Annotated in this window: 18 protein-coding genes and 1 other RNA gene; 12 read left to right on the forward strand and 7 right to left on the reverse strand. The window is 73.8% G+C overall.

What is annotated here, in order from left to right; all coding sequences use genetic code 11:
• Positions 1-45: 45 nt before the first annotated feature.
• Positions 46-720 carry an SPFH domain-containing protein gene (locus tag BXY45_RS01180; RefSeq protein ID WP_211319127.1) on the forward strand — a complete coding sequence of 225 codons (675 nt, stop codon included), beginning with the start codon at positions 46-48 and terminating at the stop codon, positions 718-720.
• Positions 721-1,147: 427 nt separating this feature from the next.
• Here the strand turns inward: BXY45_RS01180 and BXY45_RS01185 are convergent, their stop codons facing one another.
• Positions 1,148-1,615: a DUF6992 family protein gene (locus BXY45_RS01185; protein WP_109772446.1), complete on the reverse strand. Its 468-nt coding sequence runs from the start codon at positions 1,613-1,615 to the stop codon at positions 1,148-1,150.
• Between the two features lie 102 nt (positions 1,616-1,717).
• Between BXY45_RS01185 and ssrA the strand changes: the two genes are divergently transcribed.
• Positions 1,718-2,089, forward strand: a transfer-messenger RNA (tmRNA) gene (gene ssrA / locus BXY45_RS01190).
• Between the two features lie 98 nt (positions 2,090-2,187).
• Here ssrA and BXY45_RS01195 read toward each other — a convergent pair.
• Complete coding sequence (locus BXY45_RS01195) at positions 2,188-3,195, reverse strand: alpha/beta hydrolase (protein ID WP_146211037.1); 1,008 nt, start codon at positions 3,193-3,195, stop codon at positions 2,188-2,190.
• 75 nt (positions 3,196-3,270) lie between these two features.
• The gene (locus tag BXY45_RS01200) at positions 3,271-3,744 is read right to left on the reverse strand and encodes a pyridoxamine 5'-phosphate oxidase family protein (protein ID WP_211319128.1); all 474 of its coding nucleotides are present in this window, start codon (positions 3,742-3,744) and stop codon (positions 3,271-3,273) included.
• Between the two features lie 37 nt (positions 3,745-3,781).
• Between BXY45_RS01200 and BXY45_RS01205 the strand changes: the two genes are divergently transcribed.
• Both BXY45_RS01205 and BXY45_RS01210 read left to right on the forward strand, forming a co-directional pair.
• Complete coding sequence (locus BXY45_RS01205) at positions 3,782-4,216, forward strand: YchJ family protein (RefSeq protein ID WP_109772449.1); 435 nt, start codon at positions 3,782-3,784, stop codon at positions 4,214-4,216.
• Between the two features lie 29 nt (positions 4,217-4,245).
• Positions 4,246-5,205 carry an endonuclease/exonuclease/phosphatase family protein gene (locus tag BXY45_RS01210; RefSeq protein WP_170131250.1) on the forward strand — a complete coding sequence of 320 codons (960 nt, stop codon included), beginning with the start codon at positions 4,246-4,248 and terminating at the stop codon, positions 5,203-5,205.
• Here BXY45_RS01210 and BXY45_RS01215 read toward each other — a convergent pair whose 3' ends face one another.
• Together BXY45_RS01215 and BXY45_RS01220 are read right to left on the reverse strand one after the other, a co-directional pair.
• A complete protein-coding gene (locus BXY45_RS01215; protein WP_211319129.1) occupies positions 5,206-6,093 on the reverse strand; it encodes a hypothetical protein in 888 nt (295 codons plus the stop codon). It abuts the gene before it with no gap.
• Positions 6,090-7,931: a bifunctional lysylphosphatidylglycerol flippase/synthetase MprF gene (locus BXY45_RS01220; RefSeq protein ID WP_170131251.1), complete on the reverse strand. Its 1,842-nt coding sequence runs from the start codon at positions 7,929-7,931 to the stop codon at positions 6,090-6,092. The genes BXY45_RS01215 and BXY45_RS01220 overlap by 4 nt, the downstream gene beginning before the upstream one ends.
• Before the next feature lie 127 nt (positions 7,932-8,058).
• Here BXY45_RS01220 and BXY45_RS01225 point away from each other — a divergent pair, with 127 nt between their 5' ends.
• Positions 8,059-9,159, forward strand: a complete 1,101-nt coding sequence (locus BXY45_RS01225) for an alpha/beta hydrolase (RefSeq protein ID WP_170131252.1) — start codon at positions 8,059-8,061, stop codon at positions 9,157-9,159.
• Here BXY45_RS01225 and BXY45_RS01230 read toward each other — a convergent pair.
• The gene (locus BXY45_RS01230) at positions 9,126-10,112 is read right to left on the reverse strand and encodes a DUF4349 domain-containing protein (RefSeq protein ID WP_109772452.1); all 987 of its coding nucleotides are present in this window, start codon (positions 10,110-10,112) and stop codon (positions 9,126-9,128) included. The genes BXY45_RS01225 and BXY45_RS01230 overlap by 34 nt on opposite strands.
• Before the next feature lie 167 nt (positions 10,113-10,279).
• Positions 10,280-10,891, reverse strand: coding sequence for an isochorismatase family protein (locus tag BXY45_RS01235; protein ID WP_109772686.1), 612 nt, complete (start codon positions 10,889-10,891; stop codon positions 10,280-10,282).
• Between the two features lie 153 nt (positions 10,892-11,044).
• On the opposite strand from BXY45_RS01235, the gene BXY45_RS01240 reads away from it, so the two are divergent.
• The 7 genes from BXY45_RS01240 (at position 11,045) to BXY45_RS01270 (ending at position 19,714) form a co-directional block, all read left to right on the forward strand.
• Complete coding sequence (locus BXY45_RS01240) at positions 11,045-13,438, forward strand: phosphoketolase family protein (RefSeq protein ID WP_109772687.1); 2,394 nt, start codon at positions 11,045-11,047, stop codon at positions 13,436-13,438.
• A 137-nt stretch (positions 13,439-13,575) separates the two neighbouring features.
• Entirely contained in the window at positions 13,576-15,054 is a 1,479-nt protein-coding gene (locus BXY45_RS01245; RefSeq protein WP_170131253.1) for a GGDEF domain-containing protein, read from the forward strand.
• Positions 15,051-15,389: a VanZ family protein gene (locus BXY45_RS01250; protein ID WP_109772454.1), complete on the forward strand. Its 339-nt coding sequence runs from the start codon at positions 15,051-15,053 to the stop codon at positions 15,387-15,389. The genes BXY45_RS01245 and BXY45_RS01250 overlap by 4 nt, the downstream gene beginning before the upstream one ends.
• Before the next feature lie 50 nt (positions 15,390-15,439).
• The gene (locus BXY45_RS01255) at positions 15,440-15,988 is read left to right on the forward strand and encodes a YqgE/AlgH family protein (protein ID WP_109772688.1); all 549 of its coding nucleotides are present in this window, start codon (positions 15,440-15,442) and stop codon (positions 15,986-15,988) included.
• A 56-nt stretch (positions 15,989-16,044) separates the two neighbouring features.
• Positions 16,045-16,383 (forward strand): DUF3039 domain-containing protein, encoded by a 339-nt coding sequence (locus BXY45_RS01260; protein WP_109772455.1) that lies wholly within the window; start codon positions 16,045-16,047, stop codon positions 16,381-16,383.
• Positions 16,380-17,858 (forward strand): MFS transporter, encoded by a 1,479-nt coding sequence (locus BXY45_RS01265; protein ID WP_109772456.1) that lies wholly within the window; start codon positions 16,380-16,382, stop codon positions 17,856-17,858. Before BXY45_RS01260 ends, BXY45_RS01265 begins: the two co-directional genes overlap by 4 nt.
• A gap of 32 nt (positions 17,859-17,890) precedes the next feature.
• On the forward strand, positions 17,891-19,714 hold the full coding sequence (locus tag BXY45_RS01270; protein WP_109772457.1) for a DEAD/DEAH box helicase: 1,824 nt from the start codon (positions 17,891-17,893) through the stop codon (positions 19,712-19,714).
• The last annotated feature ends 24 nt before the right edge of the window (positions 19,715-19,738 follow it).

Raw genomic sequence — 19,738 nt, forward strand, 5'->3', positions numbered from 1 at the left:
TCGTTGTCGTGCTGCTCACGACGGCGACGGACGGAGGCGAGCAACGTGTTCATCAAGCACCTGGTGGTCCGCGAGGGCCGGAGGGCGGTGGTCCGCTACGACGGCCGCGTCGTCGCCGTCCTCGGTGCTGGCCGGCACCGGCTGCGGGGTCGTGCCTGGCGGCGCAGCGTCGATACCGTCGACGTCCGCGACCAGCTGCTCGTCCTCACCGGCCAGGAGCTGGCGGCGGCCGACGTCCCGGGTGTGCGCGTCAGCGCCTCCGCGCGCTGGACGGTCACCGACCCGGTCGCCTTCCTCGACGCGTCCGCGGACCCGGTCGCCGAGCTGCGGATGTCGCTGCAGCTCGCTGTCCGCGACTGGGCCGCGGCGGCCCCGCTCGCCGAGCTGCTCGCCGGTCGGGCGGCGGCGGCGCAGGTCCTGACCTCCCGGGTCGCGGTCGAGGGCGCCCGGCTGGGCATCACCGTGGCCGAGGCGTCGGTCCGTGACGTCAGCGTCCCGGGCGAGCTGCGCCGGGCGCTGCTTGCTACGGCCACCGCCGTCCAGGAGGGTCAGGCGGCCCTGGAGCGGGCGCGCGGTGAGGTGGCGGCCACGCGGGCGCTCGCCAACGCGGCGCGGATGCTCGCCGAGAACCCGGCGCTGCTGCAGCTCCGGACGGTCCAGGAGGCGGCCAAGGGGATGGGCTCGAAGGTCGTCGTCCGCGTCGGCGATCCGATCTCCTGACGCGCGCCCCCAGCCGGTGTGCAGACGGCCCCAGCCGGAGTGCAGACGGCCTCATCGATGCGCAGGTGGCCCCATCGATGCGCAGATGGCCCCATCCGCCTGGTCGATGGGGCCATCTGTGCATCCAAGGGGCGCTCTGCGCGGTCAGGTCGTCGCCGGCCCGTTAGACGGCGACGATCATGCGGCTGCGCACCACGTGGCCGCGCCCGGTGGGGTACCTGAGGGCCGGTGGGCAGGTTCAGCGCCGGGTCAGGGCCCGGACGCGGACCTCAGCCTGCCCACCGGCGCTCAGCCTTCCCCGTCCGCAGCTCTGGGGGAGTGCGGTGGTGCCCCGCTGTCCGGATCGTGGCGATCGATCGGGCGCTGGAGCGGGCACCCCCGGGGAGATGGCGCTCAGATGCTTGATCGTGGCGGAGGTAGGGCGCGGTCAGGGGCGGGGCGGGCGCAGGCGGGCGGCTGCGGTGGAGTCGATGACGAGCAGCGCCAGGCCCTGCACCACCACGGCGAGCCCGTGGCCGCGCACAGCGGCGTCGCTCGTGCGCCGGCGCTCCTGCCGGCCCAGCCCGCGCAGGCGCTGCGGCACGCGGTCGGGACGGGCGGCCAGCGCGGAGCCGATACCGACGTACGCCACGTCCGCGGCGGCGTTGGCGATCAGTAGCGCCCGCAGCCGTCCCGCCGGCGGGGTGTTCCCGCGGGTGCTCGCCGCCAGCACGCCCGCGTCGGCCGCAGCCCAGAGCAGGGTCTGCAGGCCGAACGCGCGCAGCAGCGGGTCCTTCCGCGACCGGCCGACGGCGATCGCCGCCGCGCCACCCACCGTGCTCACGCCCACCCATGCGCCCAGCGAGCGCTGGAGCTGTCGCTCGACCGCCACCACCCGACCGACCTCGTCGTCCACCGCACCAGTCTGGGCCCCGACGCCGCGGGCCGCGGGAACACGGGAGGAAACCGGAGGCGTTGTACCCGGCGGAGCGCGTAGAGTGCTCTGCACAACTCCACAGGGGGTGCCAGGTCTCGACGTCGCATCGTCGAACCAGGGGAAGCGGGTCGAGAAGGCAAGGTCATCTCGTTAACGTTCCTTGCAAACCCATAGGTGCCGATTCCAAGAGCACCGACTTCGCTCTCGCTGCCTGATCAGCTGAGTTGAAAGTCCGTCGGCCCGGGAGTGCTCCCGGCCCGGGTACCGGCGTCAGCTAGGGGGCTCCACCACCGACCAGTGTCACCGGGGTCGGTGGGAAATCAAGGTGACTGGGCCCGTCAGCGCAACGTCCGTGTGAGCGCTGGGGCCGAGTAGAACGATTCACGGTCTGCACCCGGAGAAGCCCTGGGGGTACGACGGCGGACGCGGGTTCGATTCCCGCCACCTCCACTCGTCGCTCTCAAAAGTTCCACTCAGAAGTCAGAAGAGCGGCACCCCACCCGTCGAAGGGCCCGACCACCAGGTCGGGCCCTTCGTCCGTTCAGCTCTTCTCAGCTCTTCTGCGGTGCGGCCAGGCGCTGGCTGAAGAACGCGAACACCTGCGGCATCGCCGCCTTGAAGGACGTCGTGAGGTGTTGCCCGCCCGGCTGCAGGTAGATCTGCGTGGTCGACGGCGGAGGAAGCAGCGGCGCGAACGCCTTCGCCTCCTTCACATCGAGGGAGCTGTCCGTGCCCGCCACGAACAGCCACGCCGTGTCGCCGGTGTAGTGCGGCGCCAGTGCCGTCGGGTACAGCGCTTCGACGGCGGGATCCTTGCGCCCCGGCAGCGTGGTCTCCATCGAGAAGTACCCGGCGATGCTCACCACCGCCCCGTACTGGCCGGGGTGCCGCAGGGCGATCGCGGCGGCGCAGTACCCGCCGGAGGAGGCCCCCGCCACGCCCCAGCCCTTCCCCTGGGGCATGACGCGGAAGTCGTGCTGCACCACGGTGGGCAGGTCGGTGTCGAGGAAGGTGCCCACCGCGGGCTCGCCCGGCAGGTCGGTGCACTCGGTGTCGACGTTCTTGGACACCTGCATCTCCGGCATGACGAAGACGAACGGCAGCACGGTCCCGTTCTTCGCGCCTTCGCTCACCACGTCTTGTGCGCCGTAGGATCTGTCGGTCCAGTTGTTGTACGTGGCGCCGTCACCTCCGGGATAGAGGAACAGCACGGGGAAGTCGCTGTGGGCGTAGGCCGGGTCGTTGTACTGCGGCGGCGTCCACACCCACACCTTCATCGTCACGCCGGACTTCGCGCCGGTCAGCGTGGTCTGCAGCACCGTCTGATCGCCGAAACTCGTCGGGGTCCACTTCTGCCCGTCAGCGACGTGCCTCGACGTCGGCGTAGGCGAGGGACTGGACGACGACGTCGGGGTGCCCGCGCTCGTCGTCGAGGCTGCCCCGGCTGCTGAAGAACCCGACGACGACTGGGGCGCGGCGGCACCCGAGCAGGCGCTCAGGGCCGCGGCGACCCCTGCCACCAGCGCGGCAGCGGCGAGGAGACGATGAGGACGGCGCACGATCACCAGCGTGGCGCCTGGTGCATGACGGCACCCTGCTCGCCACCTGGGCAGGCGCTGACTGCGCCCTGCCTGTCAGCCGAAAGTGAAGCGCGTGCAGTCGGTGGGGAAGGAGAACCACGCCAGCGCCCGCTGCGGCACGAGCACACGCAGACCCCCGCCGTCGTCCCCGGCCCACGCATTGGCCTCGGGGGAGTAGCCGGCTGAGTGGTACTTGGCGAACGCCGAGGACAACCGCTGACCCAGCCCGTCGGCGTCAGCGCGGGTGGCGTGCGACTCGCCCTCGACGATCACGGCCTGCGCCCCGCTCTCGAGGTTCAGCGTGCACGCGGGGTTGGTGGCGAGGTTGCGCGCGTGGACGGTCGTGGACGCGCCGTCGTACCAGAACCGCCCGTCTACCCAGACTCCCCAGCGCGGCACGACGTGCGGGCGCCCGTCGGGCCGCACCGTGGCCAGCCAGTAGTGCTGTGCGGCCACCAGCCGCTCTTCGACGGCGCTCCACGGGAGCACCCCGTCCACTGTCTCCGGGAGCCCGTAGCCCTCGGGCATGGTCGGTCGATCAGCTGTCGGCCCCAGACTTGACGTCATGGCCGGGAACGTAGACAGCACCACCGACAGCGCCCGCTGCCCCTGCGGTACCGGTGAGGTCTACGGCTCCTGCTGCGGCAGGTTCCACCGCGGCGAGGCCCACGCTCCCACCGCCGAGGCGCTCATGCGCTCGCGGTACAGCGCTTTCGCCGTCCGCGACGTCGTCTACCTGGCCCGCACCTGGCACCCCTCCACCCGGCCCGCCGACGTCGGCACGGAGGATCTGGACCTCGACGAGGAGCAGCGCTGGCTCCGCCTCGACGTCCTGGAGACGGCGGCAGGTGGCCCCTTCGACGACGACGGGACCGTGCTGTTCGAGGCCCGCTGGCGCCGGGTCACTGATCGGGGCACTGAGCGGGGTGTGCTGCGCGAGCGCAGCCGCTTCGTGAGGGAGCAGGGTCGGTGGAGCTACCTGGACGGCGAGCCAGCCTGACCCCCGCGCGCCTGTGGGAGTGTGCCCGGGTGCGCTACGGGACCCTGGCGAGCGCAGCGTTGCTCGCCATCGCCGTCCTGCGAGACTCCACCGCGCAGACCTACGCCTTGGCGCTGTTCGCCTTCTGGTGGCTCGTGCCCACCCTGCCCCTGCTGGTTCTCGCAGCACTGCGCCGGAAGTGGCGGTCTGCAGCTGCGCTGGTGGTCCCAGCCCTGGTCTTCGTGACCACGTGGGGGCCGTCGCTGGCGCCGGTGCATACCGAGAAGCAGGACCTGCGTGTGGCCACGTACAACGCCACCCACGGTGTCGGCACCGACGGAGTGCTCGCCCTGGTGCACGACGGCGATCCCGATGTGCTGCTCCTGCAGGAGCTCACCGGCCGCCAGATGACGCTGCTGGACCGCCAGCTCGCCGAGACCTACCCCCACCGGTCCTTCGGCCCGCGCAGCCAGGAGCAGGGCGACGGCGACGCGGTGCTCTCCCGGTTCCCGATCACCGCGGTCGAGCCCGTGACGGGCCTCCCGGAGGGTGCGCGCCCGGCCGATCTCGTGCACCTGGACGTGAAAGGTCACCCGACGTCGGTCTTCTCCGTGCACCTGGCCAGCCCCTGCTTGCTGTGCGGCCCGTCCGGAGACCGGGGTAACCCCTCCGGCAGCACCGCGCAGTCGGCGGCGGTGCGGGTGGCGGAGTCCCACCGCTTCGCGGAGCTCGCGGCGCAGCGGCGCGCGGCCGGAGACCTCGTGATCCTCGCCGGTGATATCAACTCCTCCGAGCTGAACCAGCCGCTGGGGGTGCTGACGTCCCAGGGCCTCGTCGACGTCCAGGCCGCCGTCGGACGGTGGCCGCACCTGACGCGCGGTTCGTGGCCGGGCCTCGCGCGGGTCGACGTCGTCCTGGTAGACGGTTTCACGCCGCTGCGCATCTGGGAGGGGCCCCGCGGGCCCAGCACGCACTCGCCGATCCTCGCCGACCTGGCCTTGTCGGCCTGATCAGGTGCCGGCGGCCGCCGCAGGGCGCGCCAGCTGCACGCACGCCCCCAGCGCCAGCAGGACCCCGACGACGACAGGCACCGCCCAGCCCGCGCGGACACCGTCGTCGAGCAGCAGCAGTCCAGCGGCACCCCCGACGACCACCTCCACCACCCACAGCGTGGCGGTGGCGACGACGACGCCGTCCCCGGCCAGTGACCGTCCGTACAGCAGCGTGCCGGCTACCCCTGAGACGACGACGGCCCAGGTCGCGGGTTCGGCCAGCAGACCCAGCCAGGAGGCGGGCTCCACCAGCCGGGCGCACAGCGCGGCGATCGAGTAGGCGAGGCCCGCGCTGGTCGAGAACACGACGGCGCCGGTGCGCCCGGTGAGCCACCGCCCGCCCCGCCCGGCGGGCACCGCCGCGAGCAGCGCCAGGGCGATCGCCAGGGCCAGGCACCACTCGACGGTGCCGGCCGGTGCGGGCTCGGGCCGCCCGGGTCGGGCGCCCGCGGCGACGAGGCCCAGCCCGACGACGGCGACCCCCACGGCCGCCGCTCCACCACGCCCCAGCCGCACCCCCAGCACGCGGGCGCCGACCACGGCCGTGACCGCCAGCGACCCGGCCAGCAACGCCTGCACCGCGAACAGCGGCAGGGTGCGCAGCGCCAGCAGCGACACCAGCCACGCGGCGCCGTCGAGCACCACCCCGGCGAGGTAGGCCGGCTGGCGGGCCAGGCCCGCGGCGGCCGCTCCGGCACCTGGCACCGCGGCGGCCTCGGCCCGGCGCGCACCGACCGCCTGCAGCACCGAGGCGAGGCCGTAGGCCACCGCCGCGACGAGCGCCGCGGTGAGGCCCACGAGCGCGGTCGGGCCCACCATCGCGGTCGGGCCCAGCGCCGCCGTCATCGGGACGGCGCCCCGCCGTCGTCGTCGCCCTGGTCGTGGCTCTCGCCCTGGCTCTGGTCCTGGGCGTCGTCGTCGTCGTCGCCGTCGTCGCGGGACCGCAAGGGGAGCCGCTCCTTCAGGGCCGTCCCGACGCCCTGCAGCGTCGAGAGCAGCGGCAGCTCGCCGGTCAGGCCCTCGGCGCGGGCCATCGCGAGTCCGTCGGTGGCGAGCTGGGCGAGGTCGTCGACGACGATGTAGCGGGCACGCCAGGCCGGGTCGTACTTGGCGTTGAAGCGCCACAGCGACTCCATCTGGGAGTGGCTGCCCAGGCGCGCGAGCACCTGGCGGGCGAGCTCGGGCACGCGGCCCTCCTGCTCGCCGCTGACCACCGTGCGCAGCACCGCGAAGTTCAGGCCGAGGCCCTTCTGGCCGGTGTCGCGCAGGTGCTCGGCGGTCGCGATGATCATCGCGTCGACGATGCCGGAGGGCAGGTCCTCGTCGGTGGAGCGGCGCATGACGTCGAGCGACCATCCCTGGACGTCCGCGGCGGGAACCCACTGGATGAACCCCACGAGCCGGCTGCCCCCGCCCTCGAGCGCCTGGTAGGCCAGGGTGAGCAGCAGGTCGGGGTCGACCGGCTCGGCCAGGCGGGAGAGCGTCATGGAGAAGCCCCGCTCGGCCTCACCGCGACGGCTCTGCACGCTGAGAGCCACCAGCTCGGCGCGCTGCTCCGGGGTGAGGTCCGCGGGGGAGTGGAAGGAGTAGGTGACCCCGGCGCGCCCCACCCGGTTGTAGGCCTGCCGCAACGACTTCATGTGGCCGCCCTGCAGCGTGAACGTGCTGCAGTCGAGCACCGCCTCGTCGCCGAGGTAGACCCCGCGCATGCCGGTGCGCTCGTAGATCGGCAGCCACGTCTCCGATGCGCCGATGACGAGCACCGTCCAGCCGTTGCGCTCCGCGTACTCGCGGAAGTCGGCCCAGGCGGCCTCGCGCTCCTCGGGCGGGCCGATCGGGTCAGGGGACACGAGGCACACGTCGCCGCGTACCGAGTGCGCCACCACGGAGGAACCGGTGAAGAACCAGTCCTTGTCGTCGCGCAGCGCGAAGTACGCCAGCGTGTCACCGCCCCACCGGCTGACCACGTGACGGGCGCGTTCGCGCTCGCGGTCATGGTCGTGGCGGGAGAGCTTCGGGGCGCGCCGCGGGGCGAACAGCAGCCACAGCGCTGAGCAGACCAGGCCCACCCCCACCACGGGCAGCACGCGGCTGGACGCCGGTCCCAGGCCGGGGACGACGCCAGCGGGTACGCCCACCCGACGCGCCTCTTCCACCCCCACGAGGCGGCCGGCGGCCTCGCGGGCGGTCTCCCCGAAGTAGTGGTGGTGGCGGTGACCGCCGAAGCTCATGCTGATCGCCACGGCGACGAACACCGCCAGCACCGCACCACCGATGCTCAGCACCACCGCCCTCAAGGCCACAGCCCGGCTCGGCAGCACCGGGAAGGCGCGCCGCTGCGTCACGAGGTAGGCACCGACCCCGGCCGTGATGACGGCCTCTTCCCAGTCGATGCCCTTGACGAGGTGCAGCAGGGTCAGCACCGCGAGCAGGGCTAGGGCCGCGGCCCAGGCCAAGCGGCTCCCGCGGCGCAGGCCGCGGGCCACCACGAGCAGGGTGCACCCGGCCAGCGCCGTCACCCCGGCGGCGGTGGAGGGCACGAGGAAGGGCGTGAGCCCGATGAGTGTCTCCAGCCGGTCGCGCAGCGGTGGCAGGGACGCCGACAGCAGGGCGAGCACACCTACGGCTCCGGTGAGCAGAGCGGCGAGCCGGCGGCGGCGGTCACGACGGACGAGCTGGTCCACAGGAAGATGTTCGGCTACCGCGCCGCGGGACCTGACGGCACCCGCGCTGCGGATCCGGGCACCGCCTCGGTCGCCACTCTGCTGCGCCCCCAGGCACGACCCAGGTCGAGGGCGCATCATGCTGCGGGTGGACCTGCAGGCGCTCGCCGTCGACCTCCGGGACTCCTGGTGGCCGGCGGTGCTGCTCGGCGTCCTCGCGGTCGGGCTGCTCGCGCTCGGCGCCCGGCGCCGTCGCCGCGGACGCAGGCCAGCGCTGCCCTTCGCGGCCGCTGCGGTGGTGCTCGTCGTGGCCGGCGCGACCGCGGCCGGCGCGTGGACCGGGTCCGTGCCGTCCGCCCGGGCGGCGAAGACGGTCGCCAGCGATGAGGTACCCGGCACCGACGGCGCGGTCACGCAGGTGCAGGTGCCGCTCCGTCCCGGCTCCGGTCTGGAGCCCAGCGACACCTGGATCTACACGCCACCGGGGTACGCCGGCTCCGCAGGGGGGCAGGGCGGCCCGCGCTACCCGGTCGTCTACCTGTTCCACGGTGAGCCCGGCTCCTCGGCCGACTGGTTCACCGCCGGCGACGTCGCCCGCACCGCCGACGAGCTCATCCGCGAGCGCCTCATCCCCCCGGTGATCCTCGTGGCTCCCGACCTCACCGCACCGGACACCGACGACACCGAGTGCCTCGACAGCACCCGGCCGGGCGGCCCGCAGGTGGAGACGCACATCCTCGACGTCGTCTCCTACGTCGACGCCCACTACGCGACCCAGGCCGACCCGGAGCACCGCATCGCCGCCGGCATGTCGATGGGAGCCTTCTGCGCCGTCGACCAGGGCCTACGCCACCAGGACGTCTACGGCGCCATCATCGGCCTGGAGGCGTACGCCGGCCCGGGCCAGGGAGGGCGTGACGCCCTCACCTCCGAGGCGCAGTTCCGGGCTGTCTCCCCGAGGTTCTACCTGCCGCAGCTGGAGATGACCCGACGCACGCCCGTGTACCTGGACACGGCGGAGGACGGCGACCCGATCTCCGCACGCGCGACGCAGACGCTCGTGACGGAGCTCCGGGCCAAGGGGCTGCCGTTCCAGCACCACATCGAGGCGGACCAGGAGCACGACTGGGACTTCGCTGGGATCGGCATCGCCCACGGCCTCGTGTGGACCTTCGACCAGCTCGGTCTGGCTCCCGTCCCGTCGGCGCAGCCACCTCAGGACGGTTCCTCCGTCCCCGCCACCTCCTGACGGTCGGCCTCGCTCCGGCGAGCCTGCACCCGCTGCACCAGGCGGCTCACCGCGATGACGACGGCGACGACGACGCCCGCGGTGACCAGCCACGGCAGCAGCACACCCGCCACCACGAGCGCCGTTCCCAGCGCCGAGACGAGCGAGCGCCACCCTGAGGCCAGCCCGTCGAGGAAGTCGTTCGGCCCGGCCTCCGGAGCCGCCGCGCGACCGTTCACCGAGAGCGTCAGGGTGGCCAGCTGCACCTGACCGGCGAGCAGCGCCCGCTGCTGCGTCAGGGAGTCCAGCTCGGCCTGCCGCTGGGTCAGCGCTCCCTCTGCGGCGACCACCGCCTCCGTGCTGTTGGCCTGCGCGAGCAGCTGGGTCAGCCGGTCGGTGGAGGTGCGCAGCGCGGCGATGCGCGCGTCGAGGTCGGTGGCCTGCGCGGTGACGTCCGTGGCCGTGACGTTGACGTCGCTGACCGTCCCGAACCGGGACAAGCCGTCGACGGTGGTGCTGAGCCGCTCCGCGGGGATCCGCAGCACGAGCGTGGCGCTCGCGGGGCCCTCCTCGGGGGTCTGCACGGACCGCTGCTCGACCCGGCCACCGGCACCTTCGACGAGGACGGCGACCTGGCCGGCCGTGCCGGCGACGTCGGCCACCACGATGCTCGCGGTGGCCGTCGTGATGATCTGGCGCGCCTCGTCGGCGACGAGTCCGCTCGACCCCGCGGCAGAGCTCTGGAACGACTCCGCCGCGGAGTTCGCCATGCCAGAGGTCGCCGCGTCGGGCGCGGACGCGGGCTCGGCGGCGGTTCCGCTCAGTGCACTGTTTCCGGCGCGGCCGGAGCCGGCATCCGACGTCGCCGAGCTGCCGCTTTCGCTGGACGTGCAGCCGGAGAGGGCGATGAGCGCGGCGGCGCCCAGCGCCACGGCACCGGTCAGGGGGGTGCTGCGCTTGCTCAGGCGAGTCATGTCCCGGAGACGTCACCCGGTGGCGTTCCTGTTGCAGCGGCCAGCGCGCCGTGACGTGATCGTGATCTTCCGTCCGTGAGTCCCCAACCACCCCTACGCGACGATCAAGGAAGTTGTGCACACGAGGCGTGCAGAACTTCCTAGATCGTGGCCGATGGGGAGGTGGGTCAGAGGACGGCGACGCCGGCGGAGCGCATCTCGGCGATGGCGCGCTCGTCGTCGCCGTCGGCGAGCTGCACGAACCGCGTCAGCTCCAGCGGCACCTGCACCGCCAGCCCGCGCGCGGCGCCGTCGAGGGCCGTGGCCTTGACGCAGTAGTCGCCCGCGAGCCCGACGACGACGATCCGCCGCACCCCGTGGGAGTCGAGCAGGTCACCCAGCACCGTGGCTTCGCGTCGTCCGGAGGCGAGGTCCAGCTCGGAGAAGCCGGAGTACCCGTCCTCCGCGCCGGTCCCCTTGCGCACGCGCGGTGCACCCTCGGGCACCACCAGCGCCGGGTGTAGCTCGGCGCCGGGCGTGCCGGCCACGCAGTGCACGGGCCAGATGCCGCCGTCGACGGCGAAGTGCGGGGTGTGCTCGGGGTGCCAGTCCTGGGTGAAGACCACCGGAGACCCAGCCGCCGCGGCGGCCTCCACCTCGGCGTTGACGAGCGGGACGACGTCCTCGCCGCCGGAGACGTATAGGGAGCCGCCCGGGTCGGCGAAGTCGACCTGGACGTCTACCACCACCAGGGCCGTGCCCGGCCCGTACGCGAAGCGCTCACCATCTGCAGCGGTCACGGGCCCAGCCTGTCCCACGCCACGGGCGAGTGGTTCGCATGACCTGCCGACGGGGGACCTCCGACCCGTCTGAGCACCCCGGTGCGCGGGTAGGCAGAAGGGGTGACAGACCTCGCGACCCGCCCCGCCGTGCCCGTCGTCCCCGGGGGCGACCTGGTGCCCGACGTCCTGGACGCGCAGGCCCTCGCCGCCGTCGACCACTGGTGGCGCGCAGCCAACTACCTCTCCGTCGGCCAGATCTACCTCCAGGCCGACCCGCTGCAGCGCGAGCCGCTGAGCCCCGACCACGTCAAGGCGCGGCTGCTGGGCCACTGGGGCACCACGCCCGGGCTCAACTTCGTGTGGAGCCATGTCAACCGCGCCATCCGCGAGCGCGACACCCAGGCCCTGTTCGTCGCCGGTCCCGGTCACGGCGGCCCGGCGGTGGTGGCCAACGCCTGGTTGGAGGGTGCGTGGACGGAGGCCTACCCCGACGTCGACATGACTGAGGAGGGGATGCGTCTGCTGTTCAAGCAGTTCTCCTTCCCGGGCGGCATCCCCAGCCACGCCGCGGCCGACGTACCCGGGTCCCTGCACGAGGGCGGTGAACTGGGGTACTCCCTGGTGCACGCGACCGGTGCGGTCTTCGACGATCCCGACCTCGTGGCGGTCTGCGTCATCGGCGACGGCGAGGCCGAGACCGGTCCGCTGGCGGCCTCCTGGCAGGCGAACAAGTTCCTCGACGCCGCTCGTGACGGCGCGGTGCTGCCCGTGCTGCACCTCAACGGCTACAAGATCGCCAACCCCACCGTGCTGGCCCGCATGGACGACGACGAGCTCGAGCAGTACCTGCGGGGCACCGGCTGGGACCCGCTGTGGGTCTCTGGACCCGGCGACGGCGAGGACGCCGCGCCCGTCCACCAGCGGATGGCCTGGGCCCTCGACACCGCTCTGGACCGCATCAGCGAGAACCAGCGCGCCGCCCGTGAGCACGCCGCCGCCCACGACGGCGACCCGGGCGACCGCCCCCGCTGGCCCGTGCTCGTGCTGCGCACGCCCAAGGGGTGGACCGGACCTCACGACGTGGACGGCCAGCCCGTGGCGGGCACTTGGCGCGCCCACCAGGTGCCGCTGAGCGAGGTCCGCTCCGACGAGGGCCACCGCGAGCAGCTGCGCGCCTGGCTGGAGAGCTACCGCGCCGCCGAGCTCTTCGGCGACGACGGCGCCCCGACCGACGCCGTGCTCGCCAACCGCCCCCGCGACGAGCGCCGCATGAGCGCCAACCCCCGCACCAACGGAGGACTGGTCAAGAAGCCGCTGCGCCTGCCCGACTTCCGCGACTACGGCGTCGACGTGCCGCGGCCGGGAGAGCAGCTGCACAGCCCCACTGCGGTCTTCGGCGACTGGCTGCGCGACGTCATGGCCGCCAACCCCGAGACGTTCCGCCTCTTCGGCCCGGACGAGGTGGCCAGCAACCGGCTCCAGGCCGTCTTCGACGTGACCGGTCGCCAGCTCGCCGATGGCCCTCAGGACGGCGACAGTCACGTCCGCCGCGACGGCCGCGTCATGGAGGTGCTGTCCGAGCACCTGTGCCAGGGCTGGCTGGAGGGCTACCTGCTCACCGGGCGCCACGGCCTGTTCACGAGCTACGAGGCGTTCATCCACATCGTCGACTCGATGGTCAACCAGCACGCCAAGTGGCTCAAGACCACCCGCCAGCTGCCGTGGCGTCGGCCCCTGGCCTCGCTGAACTACCTGCTCAGCAGCCACGTGTGGCGCCAGGACCACAACGGTTTCTCCCACCAGGACCCGGGCTTCATCGACCACGTGGTCACCAAGAAGGCCGAGGTCACCCGGGTGTACCTGCCGCCGGACGCGAACACCCTGCTGTCGACCATGGACCACGTGCTGCGCAGCGAGCACTACGTCAACGTCGTCGTCGCCGGCAAGCAACAGGCCCTCGACTACCTGACGATGGACGAGGCCATCGCCCACTGCACCCGGGGCCTGGGCCGATGGGCATGGGCCTCGAACGACGACGGCGCCGAGCCCGACGTCGTCATCGCCTGCGCCGGTGACATCCCCACCCAGGAGGCGCTCGCGGCCACCGCGGTCCTGCGCGAGCGCCTGCCGGAGCTGCGGGTGCGCTTCGTCAACGTCGTCGACCTCATGCGGCTGCAGCCCACGTCAGAGCACCCGCACGGGATGCCCGACCGGGAGTTCGACGCGCTGTTCACCACCGACAAGCCGGTGCTCTTCGCCTTCCACGGGTACCCGACGCTCGTGCACCGCCTCACCTACCGGCGCACCGGCCACCACAACCTGCACGTGCGCGGCTTCATCGAGGAGGGAACGACGACGACGCCGTTCGACATGGTGCACCGCAATGACCTCGACAGGTTCCGGCTGGTCATGGACGTCATCGACCATGTGCCGGGACTGGGCGTGCGCCACGCGGGGCTGCGCCAGGAGATGGTCGACGCCCGGTTGGCGGCCCGCGCTCACGCCTACGAGACCGGCGAGGACCCACGAGAGATCAGCGGATTCCGCTGGGATCCGTCTTTCTGACCTATGGTGACGGGATGGTGGCTCTGCGTGCACCAGGGGTGTCCGGCGGACGCGAGCTGCCTCCTGCCTGCGACATACTCCCCCACCGGGACGCTGCGGGGAGGCCCGTCGCGGTCGAGACCGGGCGGGAGGCGGGGGTGCACACGACGGATCCCGCTGATCGCGCTTCAGCGGCTGGTGAGCTCCTGGCGGCGGTCGGCGCCACGGATGCGTTGCTCCTGCGCGCCGCCCCCACCGGCGGCTGGCGGCACGTCGCCGGGCACGGCGCGGGAGCGCCGTCCGCGGTACAACGCGCCGAGCGCCGCGCCGACAGGTCCGCTGACCACCTCGCGGACCGTGCCGTGCGCGGGGGCGGAGTGGTCAGGGTGCTCTCGGGGAGCCCTGTCACGGTCGCGGCCGACTACCGGGCCGCCACGGCCGCCGTCGTCGCCTGCGAGGACGACGTCGTCGTGGTCATCGGCTCACCCACACGCAGCGAGCGCCTGCTCGCCGCCAGCGACGACGAGCTGCGCGCCGCCGCTCGGCGCCTCGCGGCGGTGCTGGACGTCCCGGCTTCGGGAGGGCTGACGGGCACCGGCTCCCTGGAAGGGCCGGTGGTCGACGAGCTTCGCGCGTTGCACGCCGTCCAGGAGCTCACCGGCGCCCTGCGTCGTTCGCCCGCCGAGGCGGTCGAGCGCGTGGCGCGGGTGCTGCAGGAGGCCCTCGGCTGCCAGCTGGCGGCTGTGTGGCTCGACGGCGGCCCGGCGACCGTGGTGAGGGCTGTCCAGACTGGCCGTACCGGCAAGGGCGGCCCTGGAAGCCTTGACGGGGTCGCGCTGGACCGGGCCACCGACACCGATGTTCTGGTGGCGGCACGGGCCGCCGCAGCGGCGTCGGCGACGCTCGGGGCACCCCTGCGCCCCGAGGACGGCGCCGTGGCCGCGCTGGTGCTCCCGCTGGGCGGCGCCGAGGCCGCAGGCGGCCCCACCGGTGGGGTGCTGGCGGTGCGCAGTGGCCCCGAGGCCCAGCCCTTCAGCCCGCTGCGCCGCCGCATCGCCACCCAGCTTGTGCACACGGCCGGCACGGTGATGGCCGTGGTCCTCGCGCGGCAAAAGGTCGAGCAGCAGCTGAGCGACACCCGGCTCCAGCTGGGCCGTGACGCGCTCACCGACGTCGGCAGCCGCCACCGCTGGGACTCCGAGCTGGCCGCGGCTCAGGGTCTGGTCAACGCCGGTGTGCCCGTTGCCGTGGCACTGCTCGACCTCGACGACCTCAAGCTCGTCAACGACGAGCACGGCCACGCCGCCGGTGACGAACTGCTGCGCACGTGCGGCGCCGCCCTGCGGGGGTGCCTGCGTGACAGCTCCGACGTCGTCGCCCGCGTGGGCGGTGACGAGTTCGCTGTGCTCGTGCCCCGCGTCGGCGACGTCGACGCGCTCGTGGCGCGCCTGCGGGCGGGCGTCGAGGCGGCGCGTACCGCCGACGGCCTGCCGCTGCGGGTGTCCGTGGGCGCAGCGCGCGCCGAGCCCGGGCGCACGGTGGCGGAGGCCGTCGCGGCGGCGGATGCCGCCATGTACGAGGACAAGCGCCGGCGCCGCGCCGAGCGCGCCCGAACGTCCGGCCGCACTGGCCGGTGAAGCGGCTGGCTTTCGCCGCGGCCGTGCTCGTCCAGCTCGTGGTGCTGTACGCCCCGCGGGCGCCTGCCACCGACGGGATCCCGCTGGTGGGCGGCGTCGTCGACAAGGCCGTCCACGCGGCAGTGTTCGCCGCTGTCGCCTGGACCGGACGGCGGGCCGGCCTGCCGGCGCTCCCGCTCGCGCTGGTGCTGCTGGCCCACGCCGTGGTGTCCGAGCTGCTGCAGCACTGGGTGTTGCCCCACCGCAGCGGTGACCCGTGGGACGCGGTCGCCGACGCGACCGGTGTGCTCGTTGGGCTGCTCATCGCCCGGCGCAGCGGCAGACTGGTCTCGTGACGCTCGGTAGGGGCGAGGAACGGGCCGGCGCGGACGTCGACGGGTGGTCGATGACGGGCCGGCTGCTCGTGGCGACGCCCGCGCTGACGGGGGAGGAGTTCCACCGCAGCGTGGTGCTCCTGCTCGACCACACCGCCGACGGCGGGGCCTTCGGCGTGGTGGTCAACCGCCCGACGACCACCGCCGTCGACGCCGTCCTGCCCGACTGGCAGCCGTTCGCCACGGCTCCGGGGCGGCTGTTCCGCGGTGGCCCCGTGGGGCTCGACAGCGCCCTCGGCCTGGTGACGGTTCCGGGCGACGACGCCGAGCCACTCGGCGTGCGCCGCATCATCGGGTCGGTGGGCGTCGTCGACCTCGACGCGCCGCCCGAGGTGGTGGTTCCCGGCGTCGCCGGGTTGCGGATCTTCGCTGGCTACGCCGGCTGGAGCGCCGGCCAGCTCGAGGACGAGGTCGCCGAGGGCTCCTGGTACGTCGTCGACGGCGAAGCCGGTGACGCCTTCACGGCGCAGCCGGAGCACCTGTGGGCCTCCGTGCTGCGCCGCCAGGGCGGACGGCTCGCGTGGGTGGCCACGTACCCGTCCGACCCCTCCCTCAACTGACCTGGCGACCCCACGCTGGGCTCCCACCACGGGGTGGCCGTCGTAGGCTGAGCGCCATGAGCGAGCCGCTGTCGGACCCCAGCGCCAGCCCCGCAACGGCGGACCCGCGGACCTCCTCCTCGGGTACCGCGCTGCTCGACCGTCAGCTGGTCGAGCAGCCCGTCGAGCCGGGTGACCACGAGCGCTACGCGCACTACGTCCGCAAGGAGAAGGTGCTCGAGTCCGCGCTCACGGGTGAGCCGGTGATCGCTCTGTGCGGCAAGGTCTGGGTCCCCGGTCGCGACCCGAACAAGTTCCCCGTCTGCCCGATGTGCAAGGAGGTCATCGAGGGCATGCGCGCTCGCGAGGGCGGCTCCGGCAAGGGTTCGGGCAAGGGCTCCGGCGCGGGGGAGTGATCCGCGGCGAGCTGCGGGTCGCGCTCGCCGGCATCGTCTCCCTCGTCACGCTCGTCGCCTTCGAGGCGATGGCGGTCAGCACCGCCATGCCCGTCGTCGCCGACGAGCTGGGCGGTCTACGGCGCTACGGCCTGGCCTTCTCCCTCTTCCTCACCGCCAGCCTGCTCGGCACCGTGCTGGCCGGCGGCTGGGCCGACGCCCGCGGCCCGCGCGCCCCGGTGGTCGCCGGGCTGGTCGCCTTCGCCGGGGGGCTGGTGCTCTGCGGCACCGCGCCCACCTTCACGGCGCTCCTCGCGGGGCGGGCCGTGTCAGGCCTGGGCGGTGGGTTGCTGGTCGTCTCGCTGTACGCCGTGGTGGGGGCGGTCTTCGACGAGGCCGTGCGCCCGCGCGTGTTCGCGTGGATCAGCTCGGCGTGGGTGCTGCCCGCCGTCGTCGGGCCCCTGGTCGCCGGGTGGCTGGCTACGGCGTGGAGCTGGCGGGCGGTGTTCCTCCTCGTCGCTCCGTTGGCGTTGGTGGTGGGCGCGGTGCTGCTGCCTCGGCTGTGGCACCTCGGAGCACCGGCGCCCGAGGCGGGCGCCCCGCAGCGCACCGGCCTGCTGAGCCAGCGCAACCGGGCGCTGCGCGGCTTCGGCGTGGCCGCGGGCGCGGGGGTGGCGCAGGCCGGTGCCGCCGCGCTCGTGCCGTTGCGGGCGCTGCCGGTGGTATCGGTGCTCGTGGGGGTCGCCGTCGTCGTCGTCGCCCTCCCGGCCCTGCTGCCGGCCGGCACCCTGCGAGCCGATCGAGGGCTGCCCAGCGTCGTGGCGGTGCGGGGCCTCATGACGGCGGGCTTCATGGGGGCCGAGGCGTACGTGCCGCTGATGCTCGTCCTCGAGCGGGGGATGCCGGTGACCCTCGCCGGGCTGGCGCTCACCGGAGCCGCGATGGGCTGGACCCTCGGTTCGGCGCTGCAGGGTCGGCAGGGGCTGCGGATCGATAGGTCGCGCCTCATGGCGCTCGGCGGGCTGCTCGTGGCCACCTCGGTGGGGTTGCTCGTGCTGCCGTCGCTGCACCTGCTGCCGGGCCTGGCGGTGCTCGGTGTCTGGGCCGTCGGCGGGCTGGGGATGGGGCTGACGCTGTCCAGCACCAGCGTGCTCACGCTGTCGATGAGCCCTCCTGACCTGCGCGGACGCCACAGCGCCGCGCTGCAGCTCTCCGACGCGCTGGGTGCGGTGATCGGCATCGGGGTGGCGGGGGCGGTCTTCGCGGCGCGCCTCGGGGCTGCGCCGGACCTTCACGGAGGCCTGTCCGGCCTGGGTTCCGGAGTGCCCGGCGCTGGCGTCAGCTCCGACGGCGGCGTGACGTTTGCGCTGGTCTTCGGCGGGCTGTCGCTCGTGGGGCTGCTGGCGGCGGTCGTGGCGCTGCGCGTGCGCCCCGCGGGAGGCTGGCCGGACCCGCCCGCGGTGGGCTCCGGAGCGGCTAGCGTGGCGGGATCGTGAGCACCTCCCCGCTCCAGAGAGCCCGCACCCAGATGAGTCTGCCCGCGGAGGTCCCTGGCGACCCCGGCGCCGTGGCCGGGCCCGTGGAGTCTCACGGCGGGCGGCCGCTGCGTGCCTGGCAGACCGCGGCGCTGGAGCGCTACGAGGCAGAGAAGCCCACCGACTTCCTCGTCACGGCAACGCCGGGCGCCGGCAAGACGACGTTCGCCCTGACGCTGGCGGCGCGGCTGCTGGCTCGCCGCGAGGTGGCGCGCGTCGTCGTCGTCGCCCCGACCGACCACCTACGTACCCAGTGGGCCGAGGCCGCCGACGCGGCGGGCATCGTGCTCGACCCGACGCTCACCAACGCCGTCGGCCCGGTGCGCGCAGGCACCAAGGGCTACGTCACCACGTACGCGCAGGTGGCGGGCAAGCCCGCGCTGCACGCGGCCCGCTGCACCGCGGCCAAGACGCTCGTCATCCTCGACGAGGTCCACCACGCCGGTGACGGCCTCAGCTGGGGCGAGGCCGCGGAGGAGGCCTTCGGGCGTGCCGCCCGCCGCCTGTGCCTCACCGGGACGCCGTTCCGCACCAAGCCGGGCGAGCGCATCCCGTTCGTGAGGTACGCCGAGGTGCCCGATGGTGAACCGGGAGAGCTCCGGAGCTCCGCCGACTACACCTACGGCTACCGCGAGGCGCTGCGTGACGGCGTGGTCCGCCCCGTGGTGTTCGCGGCGTACACGGGCACCGCGCGGTGGCGGAACAGCGCCGGCGAGGTCATCGCCGCGTCCCTGAGCGAGCCGAGCACCAAGAGCGTCGAGGCCACGGCCTGGAAGACCGTGCTCGACCCCAAGGGCCAGTGGGTGCCGCACGTCATCGCCGCCGTCGACGAGCGCATCACGCACCTGCGCGCCCACGGCATGCCCGACGCCGCGGGCCTCGTGCTCGCCTCCGACCAGGACGACGCCCGCGCCTACGCCGCCATCGTCAAGAAGGTCACCGGGCAGGCACCCGAGCTGATCCTCTCCGACGACCCGTCCGCCTCCAAGAAGATCGAGAAGTTCGGCACGAGCACCAAGCGCATCGCCGTGTGCGTGCGCATGGTCTCCGAGGGCGTCGACGTGCCGCGCGCCGCCGTGCTCGCGTGGATGACGAGCTATCGCACGCCGCTGTTCTTCGCCCAGGCCGTCGGGCGCGTGGTCCGCAGCCGCGGCCCGCACGAGGCCGCCACGGTGTTCCTGCCCGCCGTGCGCCCCCTGCTGACGCTTGCGGCCTCGATGGAGGAGGAGCGCAACCACGTCATCCCGCCGCCTGCTGAGGCGTCGGAAGACCTTGACCCGCTGCCCCCTCGCGAGCGCGCCGCGGGAGAGACCCGCGAGTGGCGCGCGCTCGACGCCGACGCGCAGTTCGCGCACGTGCTGCACGGTGGCCGCGCCGTGCTGGCGGGATCGCCGTCCGCCGAGCTCTCGGAGGAGGACGGCGAGCACCTGGGCCTGCTCGCGGGCATGCTCACCCCGGAGCAGACCGCCGCGCTGCTGTCCCGGCGTGACGACGAGCACCGCCGGGCTGCCGCCGCTGCCGCCGTCCAGGACGACCTGTTCGGTGGGCTGGGCGACGACGACGGCGACCGCCGGGCTGGTGCCGCCGGAGGCGAGGCGGGGCGCTTTGAGCCCGACGAGGGCCAGGCAGGCTGGCGGGCCGCCGCGGAGCTGCGCCGCGAGGTGAACCAGCTGGTGGCGAGGGTGGCGTCACGCTCCGGCGAGCCGCACGCCCGGGTGCACGTGGCGCTGCGCAAGGCGGTGCCGGGGCCGGCGTCGGCCTCGGCGTCGGTGGAGATCCTGGAGAAGCGCCGCGACTACCTCCTCGCGCAGCTCTAACCGCCCCCATCCTCCATGATCACG

It is taken from the genome of Quadrisphaera granulorum (assembly GCF_003149145.1).
GTDB classification, from domain to species: domain Bacteria; phylum Actinomycetota; class Actinomycetes; order Actinomycetales; family Quadrisphaeraceae; genus Quadrisphaera; species Quadrisphaera granulorum.